The organism is Mycobacterium paraffinicum (assembly GCF_001907675.1).
Classification (GTDB): domain Bacteria; phylum Actinomycetota; class Actinomycetes; order Mycobacteriales; family Mycobacteriaceae; genus Mycobacterium; species Mycobacterium paraffinicum_A.
Window position 1 is genome coordinate 186,538 of record NZ_MPNT01000001.1, and the last position, 17,649, is coordinate 204,186.

The 17,649-nt window shown below is 66.0% G+C and carries 16 protein-coding genes; 3 read left to right on the top strand and 13 right to left on the bottom strand.

The features are described from left to right. Positions 1-30: 30 nt before the first annotated feature. From BRW65_RS00885 to BRW65_RS00910, 6 genes are all read right to left on the bottom strand, one after another. Positions 31-939, bottom strand: coding sequence for an NAD-dependent epimerase/dehydratase family protein (locus tag BRW65_RS00885; protein ID WP_084187627.1), 909 nt, complete (start codon positions 937-939; stop codon positions 31-33). Between the two features lie 41 nt (positions 940-980). Then, entirely contained in the window at positions 981-2,060 is a 1,080-nt protein-coding gene (locus tag BRW65_RS00890) for an NAD(P)H-dependent amine dehydrogenase family protein (protein WP_073870144.1), read from the bottom strand. Positions 2,061-2,411: 351 nt separating this feature from the next. Then, on the bottom strand, positions 2,412-3,563 hold the full coding sequence (locus BRW65_RS00895) for an acyl-CoA dehydrogenase family protein (RefSeq protein WP_073870146.1): 1,152 nt from the start codon (positions 3,561-3,563) through the stop codon (positions 2,412-2,414). Beyond that, positions 3,560-5,608, bottom strand: coding sequence for a CoA transferase (locus BRW65_RS00900; RefSeq protein WP_073870148.1), 2,049 nt, complete (start codon positions 5,606-5,608; stop codon positions 3,560-3,562). The genes BRW65_RS00895 and BRW65_RS00900 overlap by 4 nt, the downstream gene beginning before the upstream one ends. Continuing rightward, the gene (locus BRW65_RS00905; RefSeq protein WP_139272801.1) at positions 5,605-6,786 is read right to left on the bottom strand and encodes an acyl-CoA dehydrogenase family protein; all 1,182 of its coding nucleotides are present in this window, start codon (positions 6,784-6,786) and stop codon (positions 5,605-5,607) included. The genes BRW65_RS00900 and BRW65_RS00905 overlap by 4 nt, the downstream gene beginning before the upstream one ends. Positions 6,787-6,830: 44 nt before the next feature. Further along, on the bottom strand, positions 6,831-8,495 hold the full coding sequence (locus BRW65_RS00910; protein ID WP_073870909.1) for a flavin-containing monooxygenase: 1,665 nt from the start codon (positions 8,493-8,495) through the stop codon (positions 6,831-6,833). A gap of 173 nt (positions 8,496-8,668) precedes the next feature. Between BRW65_RS00910 and BRW65_RS00915 the strand changes: the two genes are divergently transcribed. Then, a complete protein-coding gene (locus BRW65_RS00915) occupies positions 8,669-9,811 on the top strand; it encodes a zinc-binding dehydrogenase (protein ID WP_084187629.1) in 1,143 nt (380 codons plus the stop codon). Here BRW65_RS00915 and BRW65_RS00920 read toward each other — a convergent pair. Together BRW65_RS00920 and BRW65_RS00925 are read right to left on the bottom strand one after the other, a co-directional pair. Continuing rightward, complete coding sequence (locus tag BRW65_RS00920; protein ID WP_073870152.1) at positions 9,797-10,483, bottom strand: hypothetical protein; 687 nt, start codon at positions 10,481-10,483, stop codon at positions 9,797-9,799. The two genes, BRW65_RS00915 and BRW65_RS00920, sit on opposite strands and share 15 nt — an antisense overlap. A gap of 16 nt (positions 10,484-10,499) precedes the next feature. After that, positions 10,500-11,225 carry a hypothetical protein gene (locus tag BRW65_RS00925; RefSeq protein WP_139272802.1) on the bottom strand — a complete coding sequence of 242 codons (726 nt, stop codon included), beginning with the start codon at positions 11,223-11,225 and terminating at the stop codon, positions 10,500-10,502. A gap of 249 nt (positions 11,226-11,474) precedes the next feature. On the opposite strand from BRW65_RS00925, the gene BRW65_RS00930 reads away from it, so the two are divergent. Both BRW65_RS00930 and BRW65_RS00935 read left to right on the top strand, forming a co-directional pair. Next, the gene (locus tag BRW65_RS00930; protein WP_084187630.1) at positions 11,475-12,464 is read left to right on the top strand and encodes an LLM class flavin-dependent oxidoreductase; all 990 of its coding nucleotides are present in this window, start codon (positions 11,475-11,477) and stop codon (positions 12,462-12,464) included. Continuing rightward, positions 12,464-12,931, top strand: coding sequence for a nuclear transport factor 2 family protein (locus BRW65_RS00935; RefSeq protein ID WP_073870155.1), 468 nt, complete (start codon positions 12,464-12,466; stop codon positions 12,929-12,931). Before BRW65_RS00930 ends, BRW65_RS00935 begins: the two co-directional genes overlap by 1 nt. A 57-nt stretch (positions 12,932-12,988) precedes the next feature. On the opposite strand, the gene BRW65_RS00940 is transcribed toward BRW65_RS00935, so the two are convergent. The 5 genes from BRW65_RS00940 to BRW65_RS00960 form a co-directional block, all read right to left on the bottom strand. Then, positions 12,989-13,801, bottom strand: coding sequence for an SDR family NAD(P)-dependent oxidoreductase (locus BRW65_RS00940; RefSeq protein WP_244167943.1), 813 nt, complete (start codon positions 13,799-13,801; stop codon positions 12,989-12,991). Next, entirely contained in the window at positions 13,802-14,887 is a 1,086-nt protein-coding gene (locus BRW65_RS00945) for an amidohydrolase family protein (protein WP_073870159.1), read from the bottom strand. Further along, entirely contained in the window at positions 14,865-15,281 is a 417-nt protein-coding gene (locus BRW65_RS00950) for a Rieske (2Fe-2S) protein (RefSeq protein WP_139272803.1), read from the bottom strand. The genes BRW65_RS00945 and BRW65_RS00950 overlap by 23 nt, the downstream gene beginning before the upstream one ends. Beyond that, complete coding sequence (locus BRW65_RS00955) at positions 15,278-16,420, bottom strand: amidohydrolase family protein (protein WP_084187632.1); 1,143 nt, start codon at positions 16,418-16,420, stop codon at positions 15,278-15,280. The genes BRW65_RS00950 and BRW65_RS00955 overlap by 4 nt, the downstream gene beginning before the upstream one ends. 162 nt (positions 16,421-16,582) lie before the next feature. Continuing rightward, on the bottom strand, positions 16,583-17,614 hold the full coding sequence (locus BRW65_RS00960) for a phosphotransferase family protein (RefSeq protein WP_167373970.1): 1,032 nt from the start codon (positions 17,612-17,614) through the stop codon (positions 16,583-16,585). Between the last annotated feature and the right edge of the window lie 35 nt (positions 17,615-17,649).

The window sequence follows — 17,649 nt, forward strand, 5'->3', positions numbered from 1 at the left end:
AAATTCTGTCGTTGAAACAGCGGCTTCTCGCTAGGTCAGGATGCCCCGCCGCTTGAACGTGTTGCGAATGCCGTCGCGCCAGTGGACCTCGCATTTGCCGATGAGCTTCTCACGACGGGTGTTGTCCGAAATGAAGCTGTCGAAGCTGATCGGGCTCTCGACGTAGGTCGCGGTCACGCCCGTCAGCTCGGCCACGTAGTCGCAGATCTCGCGATCCGAAACGGCCTCATCCCCAGCCCAATTCACGATCGTCGCCGGAACGGTCGCCGCTTCGAGCAATAGGTGAGCCTGGCGGGCGATGTCCTCACCGGCGATCGGCGAGCTCATGTTCGACGAACCCACGGGAACCGGCACCGGTTGGCCCTGGGACATGAGGTAGTAGTACGCCACCGGCAGCCCACCATGCCCGGTCCAGCTGTATCCGACGTTCATTCTCGCGATCGTCGTCGGCAGATTGAGGATTCGGCATGCCGACCGGACCGCGCCTTCGGCCGCCAGCTTGCCGACCGCATAGGAATCGTTGTAACTGGCGGATCCGCCGAGTTTGTCAGTCTCGGAGTACGCATGGTTGGGATGATCCTCGTGCTCGAGGTACATGCAGAAACTTGAGACGAACAGGAATGCTTCTGCGTTTTCGCAATGCTTCATCAGCAGGCCGGACGACTCGGCGTTGCGGTGGATGGAGTCTTCGTGTTCGACGGCCGGATAAATGGCCGAGTGAACGACGTGGGTGAAGTCATCCGGCAACGCCGACATGTCACCGTCGCTCATGTCCCACGTGCACGTGTGGACGCCCATACTCTCGAGCTCGGCCTTGCGCGCCGGGTCGCTGAAGCGTGCGGCGCACCACACCTCGTTGTCCCGGGCGAAGTCCTCGACGATGGGGCCTGCGATCTGCCCGGTTCCGCCGGTGACCAGAATCTTCTTGCCTTTCAGCACCTTTGCTCCTTCAGGGTTTCAAGACGTTCGGTAGTTGCGGGCTAATCCCGCCGGGCCAGCGGGCGGTTCGGCGCGTCCGCCACGTGACGGCCGACGACCATCGGGAAGTCGAGGATGGTCCTTATTCCCGGCTCGGCAGCGCACACCGGCGCGATCGAATGCACTGCGTGCATGGCCGTTGCCAGGCAGGCCTGATTGGCTTCGTCGTCGCCGTGAATGTCGATCTTGGCCTCCACCATCAATGACGGGGAGCCCTCGACCATCAACTTGAACCCCCGCCCGTCTGGCCACTCGGGAGCGGCGTCCGGCCGTAGCCGTGTGACGTGCTCTCCGGTAATCATCGGTTTGCCGTTGACGACGGCCGTCGCCGAGAACTTCATCGCGGCTACGGTTCCCGCCTTGATCGTTCCCGCCGCGATGTCGAAGTCCTCCTTGGCCAGCCATGTCTGCCGGTCGTACACGAATTTGTCGATGGTGGCGTCGATGCCGGCGGCGATGAGCGAGAGCGGCGCATGGAAGAACGCCCCCATGACCTCGGGCCTGGTCCACAGGGCCTCGTAATCGGGCCCTTGCCCGAAACCCATGTTGTTGAAGAGCATTTCGGCGTTGTCCCAGTGGGCATAGTTGAGGATCTCCTGGTACCGGATGGAGTCCAGGCGATAGATGCAGGACAACATGGACAGCGGCAGCACCCCCGACGCCCAGCCGGGGTTGAATCCGGTGCCGTGAAAGCTCGAATTACCCTCGGCGCACGCCTTCTCCATGCGCGCCACGGCCTCCGGTCCCATGACGGCCGGATAGATCAGGGGGGAGACCGCCGTGGACACCACGTTCTTGCCCGACGCCAGGATGTCGCAGATGTCGTCGAGGCCCGCCATGGGATTGGTCTCGGCATCGGCCATGTAGACGACGCAGTCGGCGTCGAGGGCCAGGATCTCGTCGCGGTCCTTGGTCGCCGTGACGCCGATCGGATCCAGGCCACAGATCGCACCGGCGTCCTTGCCGTGCTTGTCGTCGCTGTACACGCGCACCCCGACCACCTCGAGATCCGGATCCTCGATCATCGCGGTCAGGGAGAACTTTCCAACGAATCCCGTCGCCCACTGCACTACCCGAAGCATCGAACGTCTCCTCCACTAATAACCGGTTGAAAGCGACATCTACGAGCTCCCCGGCTGCGCCCGCGCATTCGCCACTGTCCTGCCATTACTCCACTCGCCAGAGTAATTTAAACACCGTAGATTATGATTTTTATCACCGTAGATAATCCTTGTCAAGGAATTCCGAGTACCTGATGTTGGTAGGGCGGCGCAGTCCAATACCAAGACCGTGTCCGACCCACGCGTCCGGTCAGTGCGACGCGATGATAATCAGCGCCGTAGCGACCAACGAGACGGACGATTCGGGCGTAAACGCTTACGCCGACACGGGATTGGGAACGTGAATGCGCGCTAATGCAGCTGCGCTACGCGCTACTGGCGGACATCGGACTGCGCCTGGGCATAGATCAAACGGCGCTGTGCGTCCGCGGAGCCGAAAAGCTCGTTGCCCGTGACCCATTTCTTCAAATATCGGTGTGACAGGTTCTCCCAGGTAAAGCCCGTCCCGCCATGAAGCTGAATCGATTGCTTGGCCGCCGACCGCAGCGCCGCGCCGGCCGACGCCTTGGCGATCCTGGCCGACATAACGGCCTCCGCCAGGTCACCATCGGAACCGTTGGCGGCCGTCGCGTCGGCTCGTCGAGCGGCACGGTAGACGCTCGCTCTCGCGCGCTCGAAGTCAACGGCGGCATCGACGACGTCGTGCTTGAGGGCCTGGAAAGTGACGATCGGCTGACCGAACTGGCGCCGCAACAACCCGTATTCGACCATGCGCTCGATGCAGGAGCGCGCGGCGCCGACCATCTCCGCCGAGAGCAAGATCGCCCCGACCGTAAGCGCCTCAGTGAAAGCGCGTTCGGGAACGGGCAAGAACGTGCACTCGGCGCCCTCGATCGACAAATGGCTGATCGCGCGCAGTGTGTCGGCTCGGGGAACCTCGGTCAGCGAGACCCCGTCGGCCGCTGCCGCACCTTCGAGCAATGCGACGCCAAGCGCGCCACCCCGACTGGCCGGAACGGCCAGCAGCGCGTCGGCCAGCAGGCCCGGCACATAGTCGACGCGACCCGAGACCGTGCCGTCCGTGACCGATGCCGGGCTCACATGACGGACGCTCCATGACGCGTTCGCTCCCGGCCACGCGAACACGAACGGACGCGGCTCGCCGGCGATCCGCCGCAACCAGGCGTCGCGGTCCGTCCCTTGCGCGGCCGCGAGAACCTGGGTGGTCATGCACGTGCCGATCAGATCGTAAGGGGCCAGCCCAGCGCCCAGTTCCTCGGCGGCGACCGTCGCAAATTCGCGTGTTGCACCGAGGCCGCCGTGCTCTTCGGCGACGAGAATTCCACCCAGGCCCAGGTTGCGGTGGATATCCGAGTTGAGCTCGGCCAGTTTGCTTTCCGCGGTATCGGGAAAGTCGCGTAGTACGTCGTTTCGCCATACCCGGGACAGCATCCCGCTAATTGAGGCGCGGAACTGTCGCCGCTCGTCACTCTCGCGATAACCATGAGCGATGTTCTTCGTCACCTCGTCGCCCCTTGTCGAGAACTGGCTGCGTCGTCGGCGGCAAACGTCGCGCGCGCCCCGGCGTCGTCCGCGCCCAGCAGTGGAGCTGGGCGATAGCCGGAACGCGCCGAGCCCGCCACTTTCCACGGCAGGGTGATGATCTCCGCTGGGACGACCACCGGATGCTCGACGGGCAGGAAGAATTGGCGTGCACGCAGCTGCGGATCAGTGACCACGTCCGCGGTCAACCTGACGAAATACGCGGCGATCCCCGCCGCCTGGAGTGACGACATCACGGCATCGGGATCCTCGGTGACAGCTCGGGACACGACCGACTCGATGTCGGCACCGGAATCCTGCCGCCCCAGGGCGCGCGCAACGCGCTCGGCGTCGCCCTCGGAAAACGAGATCGCGACGGTACGCCCGTCCGCGGTGTCCACCAGCAGATCCCGCGTGGCCCTGCCGACCTCGCCGTGCAGATGGCGCAGTTTGACGGCTACCGCCTCGGCCATCGAAAGGTCAACGCGCTCTTCGTCGTTCGCACCGCCGAGGTACCAGGCTGCGGCCAGCGTGGCCACCCAGATCGCTGCGGCGTAATCGGCCAGCGCGCCGATCAAGTAGACCCTGGATCCAACGGCCTCGTGGATCGCTTCGGTGAGGCCGGCGTACGCGTGCACGTTGGGTGCATAGCCCCGGAAGTCCGCGTGCGGTCCGCTGCGGCCGTAGCCGGAGATCGACGCCACCATCCCCCCGGCTCCGCTGCCCACCATTACCGAACCCGTCCCGAGGCGCGCCAGTCGGCTCGAGCCGACGTTCTCGATCAACACGTTCGCCCAGGAAAGCGCCAGGCGCGCAATCTCCGGATCCTCACCGACGCCCTCTGTCACGCTCTGTTTGCAATAGTTCGCACACATGAAATAAGCCGCGCGCTCGATGCCGGCTTGACCGTCGGCGAACGGGCCATTGCGTCGGTAGACGTCGAGTCGGCCTTGATCCTCCAGCCGCACCACCTTCGCGCCCATGGCCCCCAAGATCGCGCCGCTGAGCGGGCCGGCGAGCACGTTGGTAACCTCCACCACCCGCAGGTCATCGAGGCTGCGCTCGCCTGCCGCTTCGGGGTTGGGCGACGAGGCTGCGGCGTGCCGGGTGACCACGGCAGGTAGCGGAGGGACGGCGGGATCGAATCCGACACACCTGGCCTGCCAATCCCGCTCCTGGAACTGGTCGGAAGTGTTGACCTCGGCGACGGTGCGCACGGCGGTCGCCGGAACCCCGTTGCCCTGCATCAGTCGTTCACACTCGACCTTGGGCCGAGCCGCGAGCCACTGCGCCACGGCCGCGTTGATGGTCTCCCCGTTGGCGACTCGGTCGGGAAGCGTCGGGTACAGCGATATCCACTCCGGCCGGCCGACCACCTCGGCGACACGGGCGAACTGGTGGTCGTCGATGACGATGATGTTGATCAACCCGTCCGCGCATTCGAACACGCCTGCGGGCGCCGAGTAGCGGGCCGCGCCGCCGGCACCCCCGCACCGGTACAAGATGTGAGCGAGCTCCTGCTGCACGGAAGAGAACGCGGTCGCCTCCTGCGCGGACAGGTCCAGGTGCACGGCGATCCCGTCGCTGCGGCTCAGCGAAATCCCGTGCAGTGCAGCGAGAACCGCTAGCAGCCCGGTCGCCTGCAACGCCTGCTCGCCGGGCATCTGATGGAACCGGCCGTCGCCGTCGGTCAGCGCCGCCAGCATGCCGCCGGCCGCCGCGCACACCAGGTCGGAGCCCGGCCGGCCGCCGGCCGGGCCGTCAAGCCCGAAGGCCGACACGGTGACCCACGTTCCGGGGCGGCCGGGGCGGTTCTCAACCCACCGGGCAACCTGCGACAGGTAGGAGTCATCGGTCACCTCGGCGACGCGGTCGCAGATGACGATGTCCGCGTCGCCGGCCACCGAGGTGGCGGTGGCAACGTCGGCGCCCAGACTGGCGAGCGTGTCGTGCGCGGTCAGGGCGACCGCGCCGTCACCGAGCACCACACTGTGGAAGCCGGCGAGGTAATCGACGCGGGACGTCATTTGCGACCGACCCCGAGGAAGCTCGACGCGATGATCTCGTGCTGGATCTCGTTGCTGCCGCCCGCAATCGGCATGAGGAACGAGTACAGGTAGTCCTCCCAGTGTGTCCAGGAGCCGACGTCGGGGCGATGCGCCGGCGCATCCAGGCCGAGCAGATCGACACCTATCTCGGATAGCTCGACGCCGAGCGCGGAGCTGAAAAGCTTGAATACCGAGGGCATGTGTGGCGACATCTCAGCGTGGCTCCTGGCTTCGGCCATCTCGTAGGCCATCGCCCGTGCACCCTCGACCTTTTCGATAAGGCCGCCGAGCCGGACCACATCGGCGTCCGACACGCCGTTCGGCGCCTCGCCGACAAGGTCGAGTAAATCGTCGAGCATTCGCCGCAGCTTGGCGGCGACGCCCGGTCCCCCACGCTCGTGCTCCAGCAGCGCTCGCGACGCCGCCCAGCCCTCGTTCTCGGCGCCGACGATGTTCTCGACGGGCACCTTTGCGTCGACGAAGAACTCTTGGCAAAACGTCACTGCGCCGGTCATCGCGACCGTCGGCGTCATCTCGACGCCGGGCGTGTTGGCCATGTCGACCAACAGCAGACTCAGACCGCGGCTGCCGGTGGAGCCTTCACCTGTGCGGCACAGCAGGATCATCCACGTCGACCGCATCGCGTGGCCCGTCCAGACCTTGCTGCCGTTGACGACGTAGTGATCGCCATTGCGGACCGCCGTCGTGCGCAGTGAGGTCAGGTCGGAGCCCGCCTCCGGCTCCGAAAAGCCCTGGCACCACATCGTATCCACCGAGGCGATGCCGGGAAGGTGGCGTTGCTTTTGCTCCTCGGTACCAAAGCGCAGCAAGATCGGCGCCAACATGTCCAGACCGTTGACGTTCACCAGCGGAATGCGCCGATAGGCCAGCTCTTCGCGGATCAGCATTTGGTCGACGTCGGTCAGCCCGCGGCCACCCCATTCGGTCGGCCAGTGCGGGATCAGCCAGCCATCTTTGGCGAGCCGGCGATTGAACTGATGCAGCCATTCGTATTCCTCGTCGCTGGCCCACTCCGCCGTCAGGTCGGCTGCTACCGCGCGGTCGTCGGGGAAGTTCTCGTCCAGGTAGGCCTTGAGCTCGTCGAGCATCGCGCGCTGGGCGTCACTCAGCGGAAACCCGCTAGTCAGTCCTCGCACGTGTCCAGTCCCTTCGGTCGGCGCATCCTTGAGCCGTCACGATCTCATGCGTAGACAGTCGCTCCGGTCGGCGTCAACGTGAACCCCTCGTAGTTGTTTTCGGCGACCCTGTCGCAGGTCTTCCGGTAGTTCCCGACTCCGGCCAGGTAGGCCATGAAGACCCGGGGTTTGCCGGGGACATTGGCACCCAGGTACCACGAGTCCGCCTCGGTCATCAACGTCTTGTCCGCGAACTTGCTGACCAGCCTCACCCAGCCGTCCTCGGCGTCGGGGTTGGCTTCGATCGTCGCGATCGAGCGCTCGCGGAGATGGCCGATGCAGGCGCTGATCCAGTCGACGTGCTGTTCGATCGAGACGATCGTGTTGCTGAGCACCGAGGGGCTGCCGGGCCCGGTGATCGTGAACATGTTCGGGAAGCCGGCGACGGCCAGTCCCAGGTAAGAACGCGCGCCGTCGGCCCAGTGGTCGCGAAGCGAAACACCGTCGCGTCCACGGATGTCCATCCGCAGCAACGATCCCGTGAAGGTGTCGAATCCGATCGCGAGCACGAGGGTGTCGAACTTGTAATCGGCTTTCGCCGTGCGGATGCCGTCCGGTATTACCCGCTCCATGGGCTCCTTGCGCAAGTCGACGAGCGATACGTTGGGCCGGTTGAATGTCTCGTAATAGTTCGTGTCCATGCAGGGCCGCTTGGCGCCGAACGGATAACTCGTGGGTATCAGCGACGCGGCGACGTCGGGGTCCTTGACGATGGTGCGGATCTTTTCGCGGACAAACTCGGCCGCGGTTTCGTTGGCGGCCTTGTCCACCATGAGATCGGTGAAGGCACCTAACAATTCGTTGACCCGGCCTACCCGCCACGCCGCCTCATAGGTCTTGCGGCGGGTCTCCTCGTCGACTTCGAGGGCCGCCTCGGTGGGCGTGTGGCCGGCGGTCCCGAACGTCGTCCACCGCGACTCCTCCCGGTACTCCTGGTAGCGCGCCTTCATCTCGGCGAGCTCGCTCTCGGTGTACGGACGGTTCCGCGCGGGGATCGTGAAAACCGGGGTCCGCTGGAAGACGGTGAGTTGGTCGGCCTGCTCCGCGATGATCGGAATCACCTGCACGCCTGACGATCCGGTGCCGATGACGGCAACGCTTTTCTCGGCGAAATCCACGCCCTCGCGCGGCCATTCGGCGGTGTGGTACCGCTCGCCCGCGAAGCTGTCGAGACCGTCGATGTCGGGCAACTTCGGCGCCGAGATACAGCCGACGCCGGTGATCAGAAACGGTGCCGTCCATCGGTCGTCTTGCTCGCTGATGACATGCCAGCAGCGGCCGTCCTGATCCCACATGGCCGATCGCACACGCGTGTTCAGCTGGATGTCGCGACGAAGGTCGAATCGGTCGGCGACGTGGTGAATGTAGCTGAGTATCTCGGGCTGGGTGGCATAGCGCTCCGACCAGTTCCATTCCTGTTCGAGTTCCGGCGAGAACGAGTAGGAGTACGCGAGGCTCTCCACATCGCAACGGCAGCCGGGATAGCGGTTCAGGTACCAGGTGCCCCCGATGTCGTCTTCCGCTTCGAGCACGGCCACCGACAGCCCCATTCCGCGCAACCGATACAACGCGTACAGGCCTGCGAAGCCCGCGCCAATGACGATGACGTCGGCGTGGCGGTCGGCTCGGGACTGTCCGCCGTTGGAAGCCGCGGCGCTGCTTGACACCATGATCTCTGTCCCCTCAAGCGCACTGCCGGTACGTGGTTCGCCGTCCAGCGCGCCATTCATTTCGTACTTTTTCGACCGTCTGGTCGGTCTAACATAACATGGAGGCGGGCGTCTGCGGTTGCTGTTGCGCGGGCCGCGATCGGCGCCGTAGCTGACGACGAGGGAGTCTCTAGATGCATGGGCAGGAAGCCGCCGAACAGCGCAGCGCCGCACCGACGGGGGTGACGTCGCGCGCCGCCGTGGCTTTCGAGCCCGGCGCCGAGCTCGCGATCGTGACGGTCGATGTCGCCGCCCCCGGCGAGCACGAGGTGATGGTCCAGTTCGAGGCGGCGGGCATCTGCCACACCGACCTCAACTTCGCGTCCGGGGCCTTCCCGCACGCCTTTCCGGTCATCTTCGGGCACGAGGGGATCGCGCGCGTCGTCTCGTGCGGAAGCTCGGTTACGAGGTTCGCGCCGGGAGATCGCGTGGTGCCGTTCGTGATACCGCACTGCGGGGACTGCGCCTACTGCCGCTCCGGACGGACGAACTTCTGTGCGGAATTCCAGCGCACGTTCCGCGACCCGGAGATGACGCGGTTCTCGGCCGGCGGACGGTCGATCGCCGACTTCTTCGGCGTGGGGGCGTTCTCCGAGTACAGCGTGATACGCGACGATCAGATCGCGAAGGTGTGTGACGCCCCACCGGCGATTCCGACCTGCTGCATCGGGTGCGGGGTGACCACCGGCCTCGGCTCCGCGATGCTCACCGCCCAAATCGGCCAGGGCGATTCGGTCGCGATCTTCGGGGCCGGCGGCGTCGGGGCGGCCGCGATCCAGGGCGCGGCGCTGGCCGGCGCGAGCCGCATCATCGCCGTCGACGTCAACCCTGCGAAAGAGGAGATTTCGCGGCGGTTCGGCGCCACCGACTTCATCAACGCCAAAGAGGTCGATGCCGTGGCCCGCATCATCGAGCTGACCGGCATCGGGGCCGACCATGCCTTGGAGTGCGTCGGAAGCGTCGAGCTGACCAAGCAGGCCTTCGCGTGCGTCAGCGTCGGATGGGGACAGGTGGTGTCGGTCGGGATGATTCCCGAGAGCGCGCCGCTCGGCATCTCCCTCAACACCCTGCGCAATCGCACCTGGCGGCGCTCGCAGATGGGCAGCGCGACGGTCGAGGACGCCGCACGCTACGTCGACTGGTACGTCGAAGGCAAGATCAGTCTCGACGACGTCGTGTCGCACACGATTGCGCTGGAAGAGATCAACGAAGGCATCGAATTGATTCACCGAGGCGAGTCCGCCCGCGTTGCGATCGACTTTTCACGCCAGGGCTGACGGCCATCGGCCGGACTCCGGCGCAAGCCGCTCGATGCGCAAAAGCACGTAGGTCCATGCGGCGAGCCACGGAAAGAACGCGACAGACGGCAGGCCGAACGCCACGACGCCGTTCCACGTCAGCACCCCGGTGGTGGCGGTGCCTGCGAACAACCCGGGGAGGCTGAGCAGCGCCACGACGACGTTCAACCACCCGAGCCAGCGCGGAAACATGGGTGCGGCGCGGCGCTCACGCAGGATGTACACGCCGGTCAGGAGGACGCCCGAAACGTGGACGTACACGAATCCAAGCACCATGATCCACGCCGCATCGACAAACGCCTGAACGATGCCGCGCGGGGCGCCGGGCCGAAACACGGCGACCTCTAGCAGGTAAAACGGCACCAACGTCGCGAACATCAAGAAAACGCCGAACACGATCTGGAAGTTGGCGATCCCGGATCGCCCCTGGTCGGCCATTTTGAACGCACGCGCCAACATCGCCAACCACGGCCCGTAGAGGGCGCCGCCGAACATCGCGATGACCATTCCCACCTGGATCGCATGCCGATTGTCGGTGTAAAACTCCACCGGAGCGTTCGGAGACGGCGCGACGGCCAGGCCCGCTATCAACAGCCCGACATACACGATCGCCGTACCGAGCGGGCCGGACCAGATGCAGATGCGATTCACTGGGCACCCGTCTTATCTAGATTCCATCAATAAGGCGGTGGGTTGGGGTCGTGACCTCGCCGGTGTCCACGCTTGCCGACGCCGAGCGCTCCAGGCGCAGCAGCACGTATGTCCAGGCGACGTACCACGGGAAGAAGCCCACCGACGGGAGGCCGAACGCGACGATGCCATTCCAGGCCATCACCCCCGAAGTCACGGTTCCCGCGAAGAAGGACGGCAGCGACAAGATCGCACAGGCGATGTTCAGCCAGCCGAGCCAGCCCGGGAACACTGCCAGCGCGCGTCGCTCGCGAACCAGGTAGATGCCGGTCACCAGCAGCGCGATGAAATGGGTGTAACCGAACCCGGCCGCCATCACCCATGCGGTGTCGACGAATCCTTGGATCACAGCCGCCGGGGCGCCCGCCCGGTAGACCGCAACTTCCAGCAACAGGTAGGGAAACTCCACCAGGATCGTGAAGATGACCCCGAATGCCAACTGCAGGTAGGCCATCCCGGAGCGATCGCCTTCGGCCAGCTTGAACGACCGAGCCAGCATCGCCATCCACGGCAGGTACAGCGCGCCCCCGAACATGGCGATCATCAGTCCCGCCTGCATCGTCCCCCGGTTGTCGGTATAGAAGGTCACGGGCGCATCCGGCGGCGGCGCCACCTGGAGACCCGCTATCGCGAGCCCGACGAACATGATCACCGTCCCGATCGGCCCCAACCAGATGCAGATCCGGTTGACAGACATACTCACCCGAGCCTCCTACAACCGGCCGTGCGTCCGGTCCCGGCCGTGACGTGCCGCCTCCGGGGACAGGCGCGGAGTCCCTCGACGGCCGTGACGACGTGCGAGCGCCTTAACGGGCACCAGACGCGACCTCCTCGGGATCGGGCATCGCCCTCCCGTCCGATCAACATCGAATTGAAGGCAACTTAACCCGGATTCGGCGGCAGCGCGGCCGTTATTCTAAAACCATTCAACAATCACGCTAGGATCTCCCACGTGCAGGATCCCGGCGCGTACACGTTCTCCCTCCTCTTCGACATGCGCGCCCCGGACTTCGGAACCCCGGCCGCCGAGCTGTACCGGGCCGCGATCGAGATGTCGGCGTGGGCCGACAAACGGGGCTTCCGGGACGTGAACCTCCTTGAGCACCACGCCTCGAACGACGGTTACCTACCCTCGCCGCTCGTCCTCGGTGCCGGAATCGCCGCGGCCACCGAGACCCTTAGGATCCGCACCAACGTCGCGCTCCTGCCGCTGTACCACCCGCTGCGTTTCGCCGAGGACGCGGCGGTGCTCGACTTGATCTCCAATGGCCGAACGCTCTTCACCGTTGGCGCCGGTTACCGGGTCGAGGAGTACGAGCAGTTCGGCTTGGACATCAGGAAGCGCCCGTCGATGATGGAGGAGGCGCTCCAGGCGGTGAAGCAGGCCTGGACCGGCGAGCCCTTCCAATTCCGCGGCAAGACGGTGCGCATCCTGCCGCGTCCCGCGCAGAACCCTTCGCCGCCGCTCTATCTCGGCGGCTCGGCACCCGCCACCGCGGTACGCGCGGCACGGTTCGCCGACGGGTACGAACCGCTTGGCCCCCCGGACCTGTACGACCTCTACGTCGCCGAATGCCAGAAACTGGGCAAGACTGCGCTGCCCCAACCGGACAACCGCGCGCGCATGGTGCTGTTCTTCCACATCGCCGAGGACCCCGACAAAGCGTGGGCCACCATCGCCAAGCACGCGATGCATGAGACGAACGAATATGGGCGTTGGGCGGCGACTAACAGCGCATCCCCCTACTCCAAGATCTCCGACCCCGACCAACTGCGGGCGCCGTGCATGTACGAGGTGGTCACACCCGAGGATGCGGTAACGGCCATCACCGAGCGCCGTGGTGCGCTGTTCAAGCCGCTGATGGGCGGCATGCCGCCGGCCTTGGGTTGGGAGTCGCTCGAGCTCTTCGAGTCCAAGGTGCTGCCCAGGCTCGGCGACTGATGCCGCCTGAGGACATCGCCGACCGACTCGCCATCCAGGATGTGCTGTTCCGGTATGCGCACGCACTGGATGATCGCGATTCGCAGCTGCTGCGGACGTGTTTCACCGAAGATGCCGTGTGCGAGGTCGGCGCCACGCTTGTCGGGATCGACGCCATCATCGCCTTCGCCGAGGGCGTGCTGTCGGGCTTTGACGTCACTCAACATCTGATCGCCAACCCGCGCACCACGATCCACGGCGATCGCGCCGAGTCGGTCTGCGACCTGCACGCCCAGCACGTCACCAGGGGCGCGCCGGGCGGTGAGCACTACGTCATCGGTGGCCGCTACGACGACTCGCTCGAGCGGACGCCCGAAGGCTGGCGCATCGCGCATCGGCGGTTGCGGGTCACGTGGTCGGAGGGCAACCCCGCTCCCCTGACGAGCCGGTTACGGGAGATGCGGGCGCGGCCACAGCAACCCGGCTAGACGGAGTCGCACCGAGGCGCGGCCCGCCGGCCGGAAGCGGATCCCCGGCGAGCCGGCTCACGCGTCCGGGCGGGCGGCGAGCTCGAACGGCTGCCAATAACCACCATCGACAGGAATGGTCACCCCGGTGGTGTAGCTGGAGGCGTCGCTGGCGAGATACAGGACGGCGCCGACGATCTCGTCGGGCTCGCCGCCGCGACGCTGGGCGATGCCCTTGCTATGCCGGGCGAACGCTTCCATGTCCCAGTGTTTGGCCACGTCCGTGAAGAACGCACCGGGTTGGACGGCGTTGACGCGAACGTCGGGGCCATAGGCGTGGGCGAATGCCGTCGTCAGGTTGTTCAGCCCGGCCTTGGCGGCGCCGTAAGGCATCGCGTCGCCCCGCGGCCATTGCGCAGCGACGCTGCTGACGTTGACGATGGCCCCTCCCCCGCTCCGGACCATCCGGTCGGCAACGAGCGCCATCAGACGAAACGGCCCCTTGAGATTGATGGCGATGACCTTGTCGAACAGCTCCTCGCTGACCGAGGCCGCCGACTCGTACGTCGGAGACAGTCCAGCGTTGTTCACCAAAATGTCGATGCGGCCGAACGCGTTCTCGGTTTCGGCCAGCAGGTTGTCGATCTGACCCCATTCGCCGACGTGGCACGCCACCGGCAGTGTCTTGCGCCCGGTTTCCCGGGTGATCGCCTCGGCGGTGTCGCGACAGCTGTCGATGCGGCGGCTGGTGACCACGACGTCGGCGCCGGCCCGAGAAAGCCCGAAAGCGATCGAGCGTCCGAGTCCGCGGCTACCGCCGGTCACGATCGCCACCCGACCTGCGAGATCGAAGTTCGGCGGAGTCACGCCCGTCGAGCCAGCTCCGGTCAACTAGCTCACCGATAACCCGGGTCGCGCCGGAAGCCGGGCGGCCCAACGCGCGAAACGGCCTCCGTAGAAGTCGGCGGCGCCGCTCAGCAATTGCTCGGCTGCATCGGCTTCCAGACCAGCCCTGGCCTCTTCCGGGGTGATGGCGTCCCAGTGCGGAAAGCGGCTGCCGTACACCGTCAGTTCGGCCGCCAGCGGGGTGAGGCTAGCCGACGGCAGCGCCGCGCCTTCGGCGCGCTGCACACAGAAGCGCACATGGTCGGCGAGATACTCCGTCGGGTGCTTCTCGATCCATGGCACCTGATTGCGGACGCCGCGCCACGGCTTGTCCATCCGCCACATGAACGGGAACACCACGTCGGCGCCGCCGTCGAGGAAGACCACGCGCAGTTGGGGGATTTGTTCGAACACTCCACCACCGACGAAACTGGCCAGGTGGACCATCGACGCGGTCCACGGCAGCAGGGAGTTGTATTCCACGTAGTAGTCGCAGTACCCGGCCATGGTCGGGAATTGGTTGATCCCGCAGCCACCGTCGGCCACGACCGTCACGGTGAACCCGAGTTCGGCGGCCTTCTTCCACACCGGCAGGTAGCGCCGGCAACCGTACGGTTCGCGGCCCTGCAGTGGGACCGCGACGGTCACGAAGTCTGGATCGCCGGCGATTCGATCCAGCTCGGCAACCGCGGCGGCGGCATCCTCCGGGTCGATCCGGACCGCGCCGGCCACGCGGTCACGCAGTGCCGGATGGTCGAGCCACTTGGCGCGCAGCCACTCGTTGGTCGCCCGGCATACCGCCGGCCCGAGGTCTGGTTCCGGGATGAGACCACGCGTCAGTGGGACGAGGACGGCGCCGTCCGTGCCGATCGCCGTGTCCCACGACTCGGCCAGCAGCTCAGGGCTCGACGTCGCTGGGCGTGCGTCATGATCGCCGATCGGGGTCCACTCCGGGATGGACGGCGGATAGAAGTAGCGCCCGATCATCGGGATGGGCTGCTCGTCCCAGCGGGCGGGCAGGAACTCGCGGATGTCCTCGGAGGCGCCCGGCCAGGGATGGACAACGCAATCAATCGTGGGTCGTGTCGACATTCTTTCGCTTTCTCAGGCGTCTGATAACCAGGTAGACCCGGTCGTTCTCGATGACGACCTTGTAGGACTCGACCTTCTTGACGGGCTTGGTGATCGACATTCCCGTCGCGAGCTCGAACTCCCACTTGTGCCAAGGACATACGAGGATTTCGCCTTCGCGCACATGCTCGACCTCGTAGCCGCCCTTGCTGACATTGGTTCCACTGACCGGCCCCAGGCACACTGGCGCCCCGTTGTGTGGGCACCAGTTGCGCAGCGCGTACACCGTGTCTCCGCGCCGAAACAGGCCGATACTGCCGTCCGGTCCATCGACGAGTGTCATGCCCCCGTCTTCGAGGTCGGCGAGCGGACCGCAGTCGACGCGCTCCACCCGGGGTCCGGCGGGCGCGCTCACAGTCGGTAGAGCGCGCGAGCGCTGCCACCGCGGATCGCGTCGTGATACTCGGAGGGGAATTGGCGTAGCACCCAACGGGGCTCGTCGGCGTCCCAATGCGGATAGTCGGTGGAGAACAGGACGTTGCGGGAAAGCAGATGCTCGGCGCCGGCGAACGCGTCCATCAGAGGACCGGGTCCTTCGAGTGGCTCTTCGATCGGCTGAGTGGTGAAGAAGGCTTGCTCGGCGACGTACTCTGACGGCGGTTTCTTGACCCATGGAACCTCGGAACGCAGCCCCTCCCAGTTGCGATCCATCCGGCGCATCAGCGCGGGCAGCCAGGCGATGCCGCCCTCGACGTAGACCACACGCAGATCCGGGTAGCGCTCGAAGACGCCGTTGAAGACCATGCTGACCAGGTGGGTGGCGTAGAGCAGGGAGTACATCGGCTGAACTTCCACGAAGTGCTGCGGGAACCCCGCCGGGGTGCCGAGCGCCATCCCGGCGGGCCGCGTCAGGTGCATGACCACCGGAAGGCGGCGCTCAGCGGCAGCTTCGTAGATCGGCATGTAGGGCTCGTGCCCGAGCGGCCGGAGCACGTTGGGCACGACGAGCACCGAGTTGAACCTGTCGGAGGATTCGTGCGCTCGCTCGATCTCGGCGACGGCGCGATCCGGGGCGTCCGCGCACACGCGGATCGCACCCCGGTATCGGCTGCCGAATTCGCCGTGCAGCCAACGCTCCTGGAGCCACCGGTTGGAACCCTCGGACAACGCCGACTCGTGCACCGGGTTGGCCACGGGGCGAGCGACGAGCGACAACAGGATTGCGATGTCGACGCCGATGCCCTCGAGCAGTTGCTCGGCGGTCAGGTAGGGGTCGGAGGCCGCGGGGCCACCGGTGTTCGGGATGGCCTCCTTGCGGGTCGAGCCGCCGGGGACGTAGTAGCTATAGGAGCTGCCTTCGCCGCGCGTGCTGAAGGCCATCGCCTCGCGGCTGCGCCACGGCTCCGGTACGTAGCTGAGGAATTCGTCGAAATCGTGTGGCGTCGGATGGACGTCGCAGTCGATGGTCAGCGGTCGATTCGGCGCTTTGCCACCCGAATCGGGGGTGCCGTGCGGTCGGACTTCGATGGGGCCCTGCGCGATTGTCGACGTCATTGGGACATCACCGGCTCAGGACGGAAACGGTTACGGCAGATCACGTTCTCTCCCGGAGGTCAGTCACTTTCGCCCGACTGTTCGGTCGGATTGATAGTCCCTCTATATTATCGCGGCATGCCGGAAAGTCAACAGGCCGGGTGCGGCAAACACCATTTTGGCTCAGCCGGCGAGCAGCTCGATTCCGCGCGTGATCATCCGGGGAACGGAGGGGGCGAGCTCCTCCCAGAACGGGTCGTGGCGCTTGCCGCGCAGGTGCAGCCCAAGGTTGAGGGCCGCAATGATGCCGAACTTGTAGGCGGCATGCGCGCGGTACCAGTCGATCTCGCCGACATCATCGCCCGATTGGCGCGCGTATTCGGATACGAGTTCGCGTGGACTGGGCAACGGGGGCAACACGATCGGGGGGGTCCAACACTGCGGATCGCTGAACAGACACAACCAGCCGAGATCGCTCAATACCGGTCCGACGGCCGCCAACTCCCAATCGAGGATCGCTGCGACCTGCTCGTCGTACACCAGCACGTTGGACCATTGATAGTCGCCGTGCAGAATCCCAACCCGCGGTGCCCGCGGGATGTGCGCGCACAACCTCGAGCGCAGCTCGGGGACGTCGACGACGAGCTGCGCGTCTCCCGCGCGTTCGATGAACCGATCCCAGCGAGCGATATCCGCCGGTAGGTCCAGCGGTTCCCCCAGCACCGACGCGGCGCGGGCCCGGTCCAGCGCGTGCAACTCCGCCAGGCGGCGGATCACGTCGCGGCCGACCTTGTGTACGTCGCCCATTCCCCGCGTCCCGTCCGGCTCATCAAGCCCGAACGTCCGCCCCTGAACACGGTCGACGACGTGAAACGGCGTGCCGAAAAACCGTGTGTCCGAGCCGGACCAGCGCACCCGAGGGACCGGCACACCCAGCGAGCGCAGGCAGCGCAGTAGGCGTGCCTGGCGTACGACGTCAGCCGGACCTGCGGCTCGGACCCCGGGGGGCGCAAGCCGTACGATCAGTGCCTCATTGCGCGCGGGACGCCCCTCGGGCGTCCAATGCAGGTCGAATCCCAGAGTCAGGCCGGCGTGCCCACCCACCGGTCGAAGATCGCTCACCCGCGCGGCTCGATCTCCGGTACGAGCGCGGCACAGCCGTTGCAGCCCGACCGTCAGCTCTGGTTCGGACAACGACGGCTTCGAAGGCGCCACGGCGGGCCACGCTATCACACCATCGACCGTCCAGA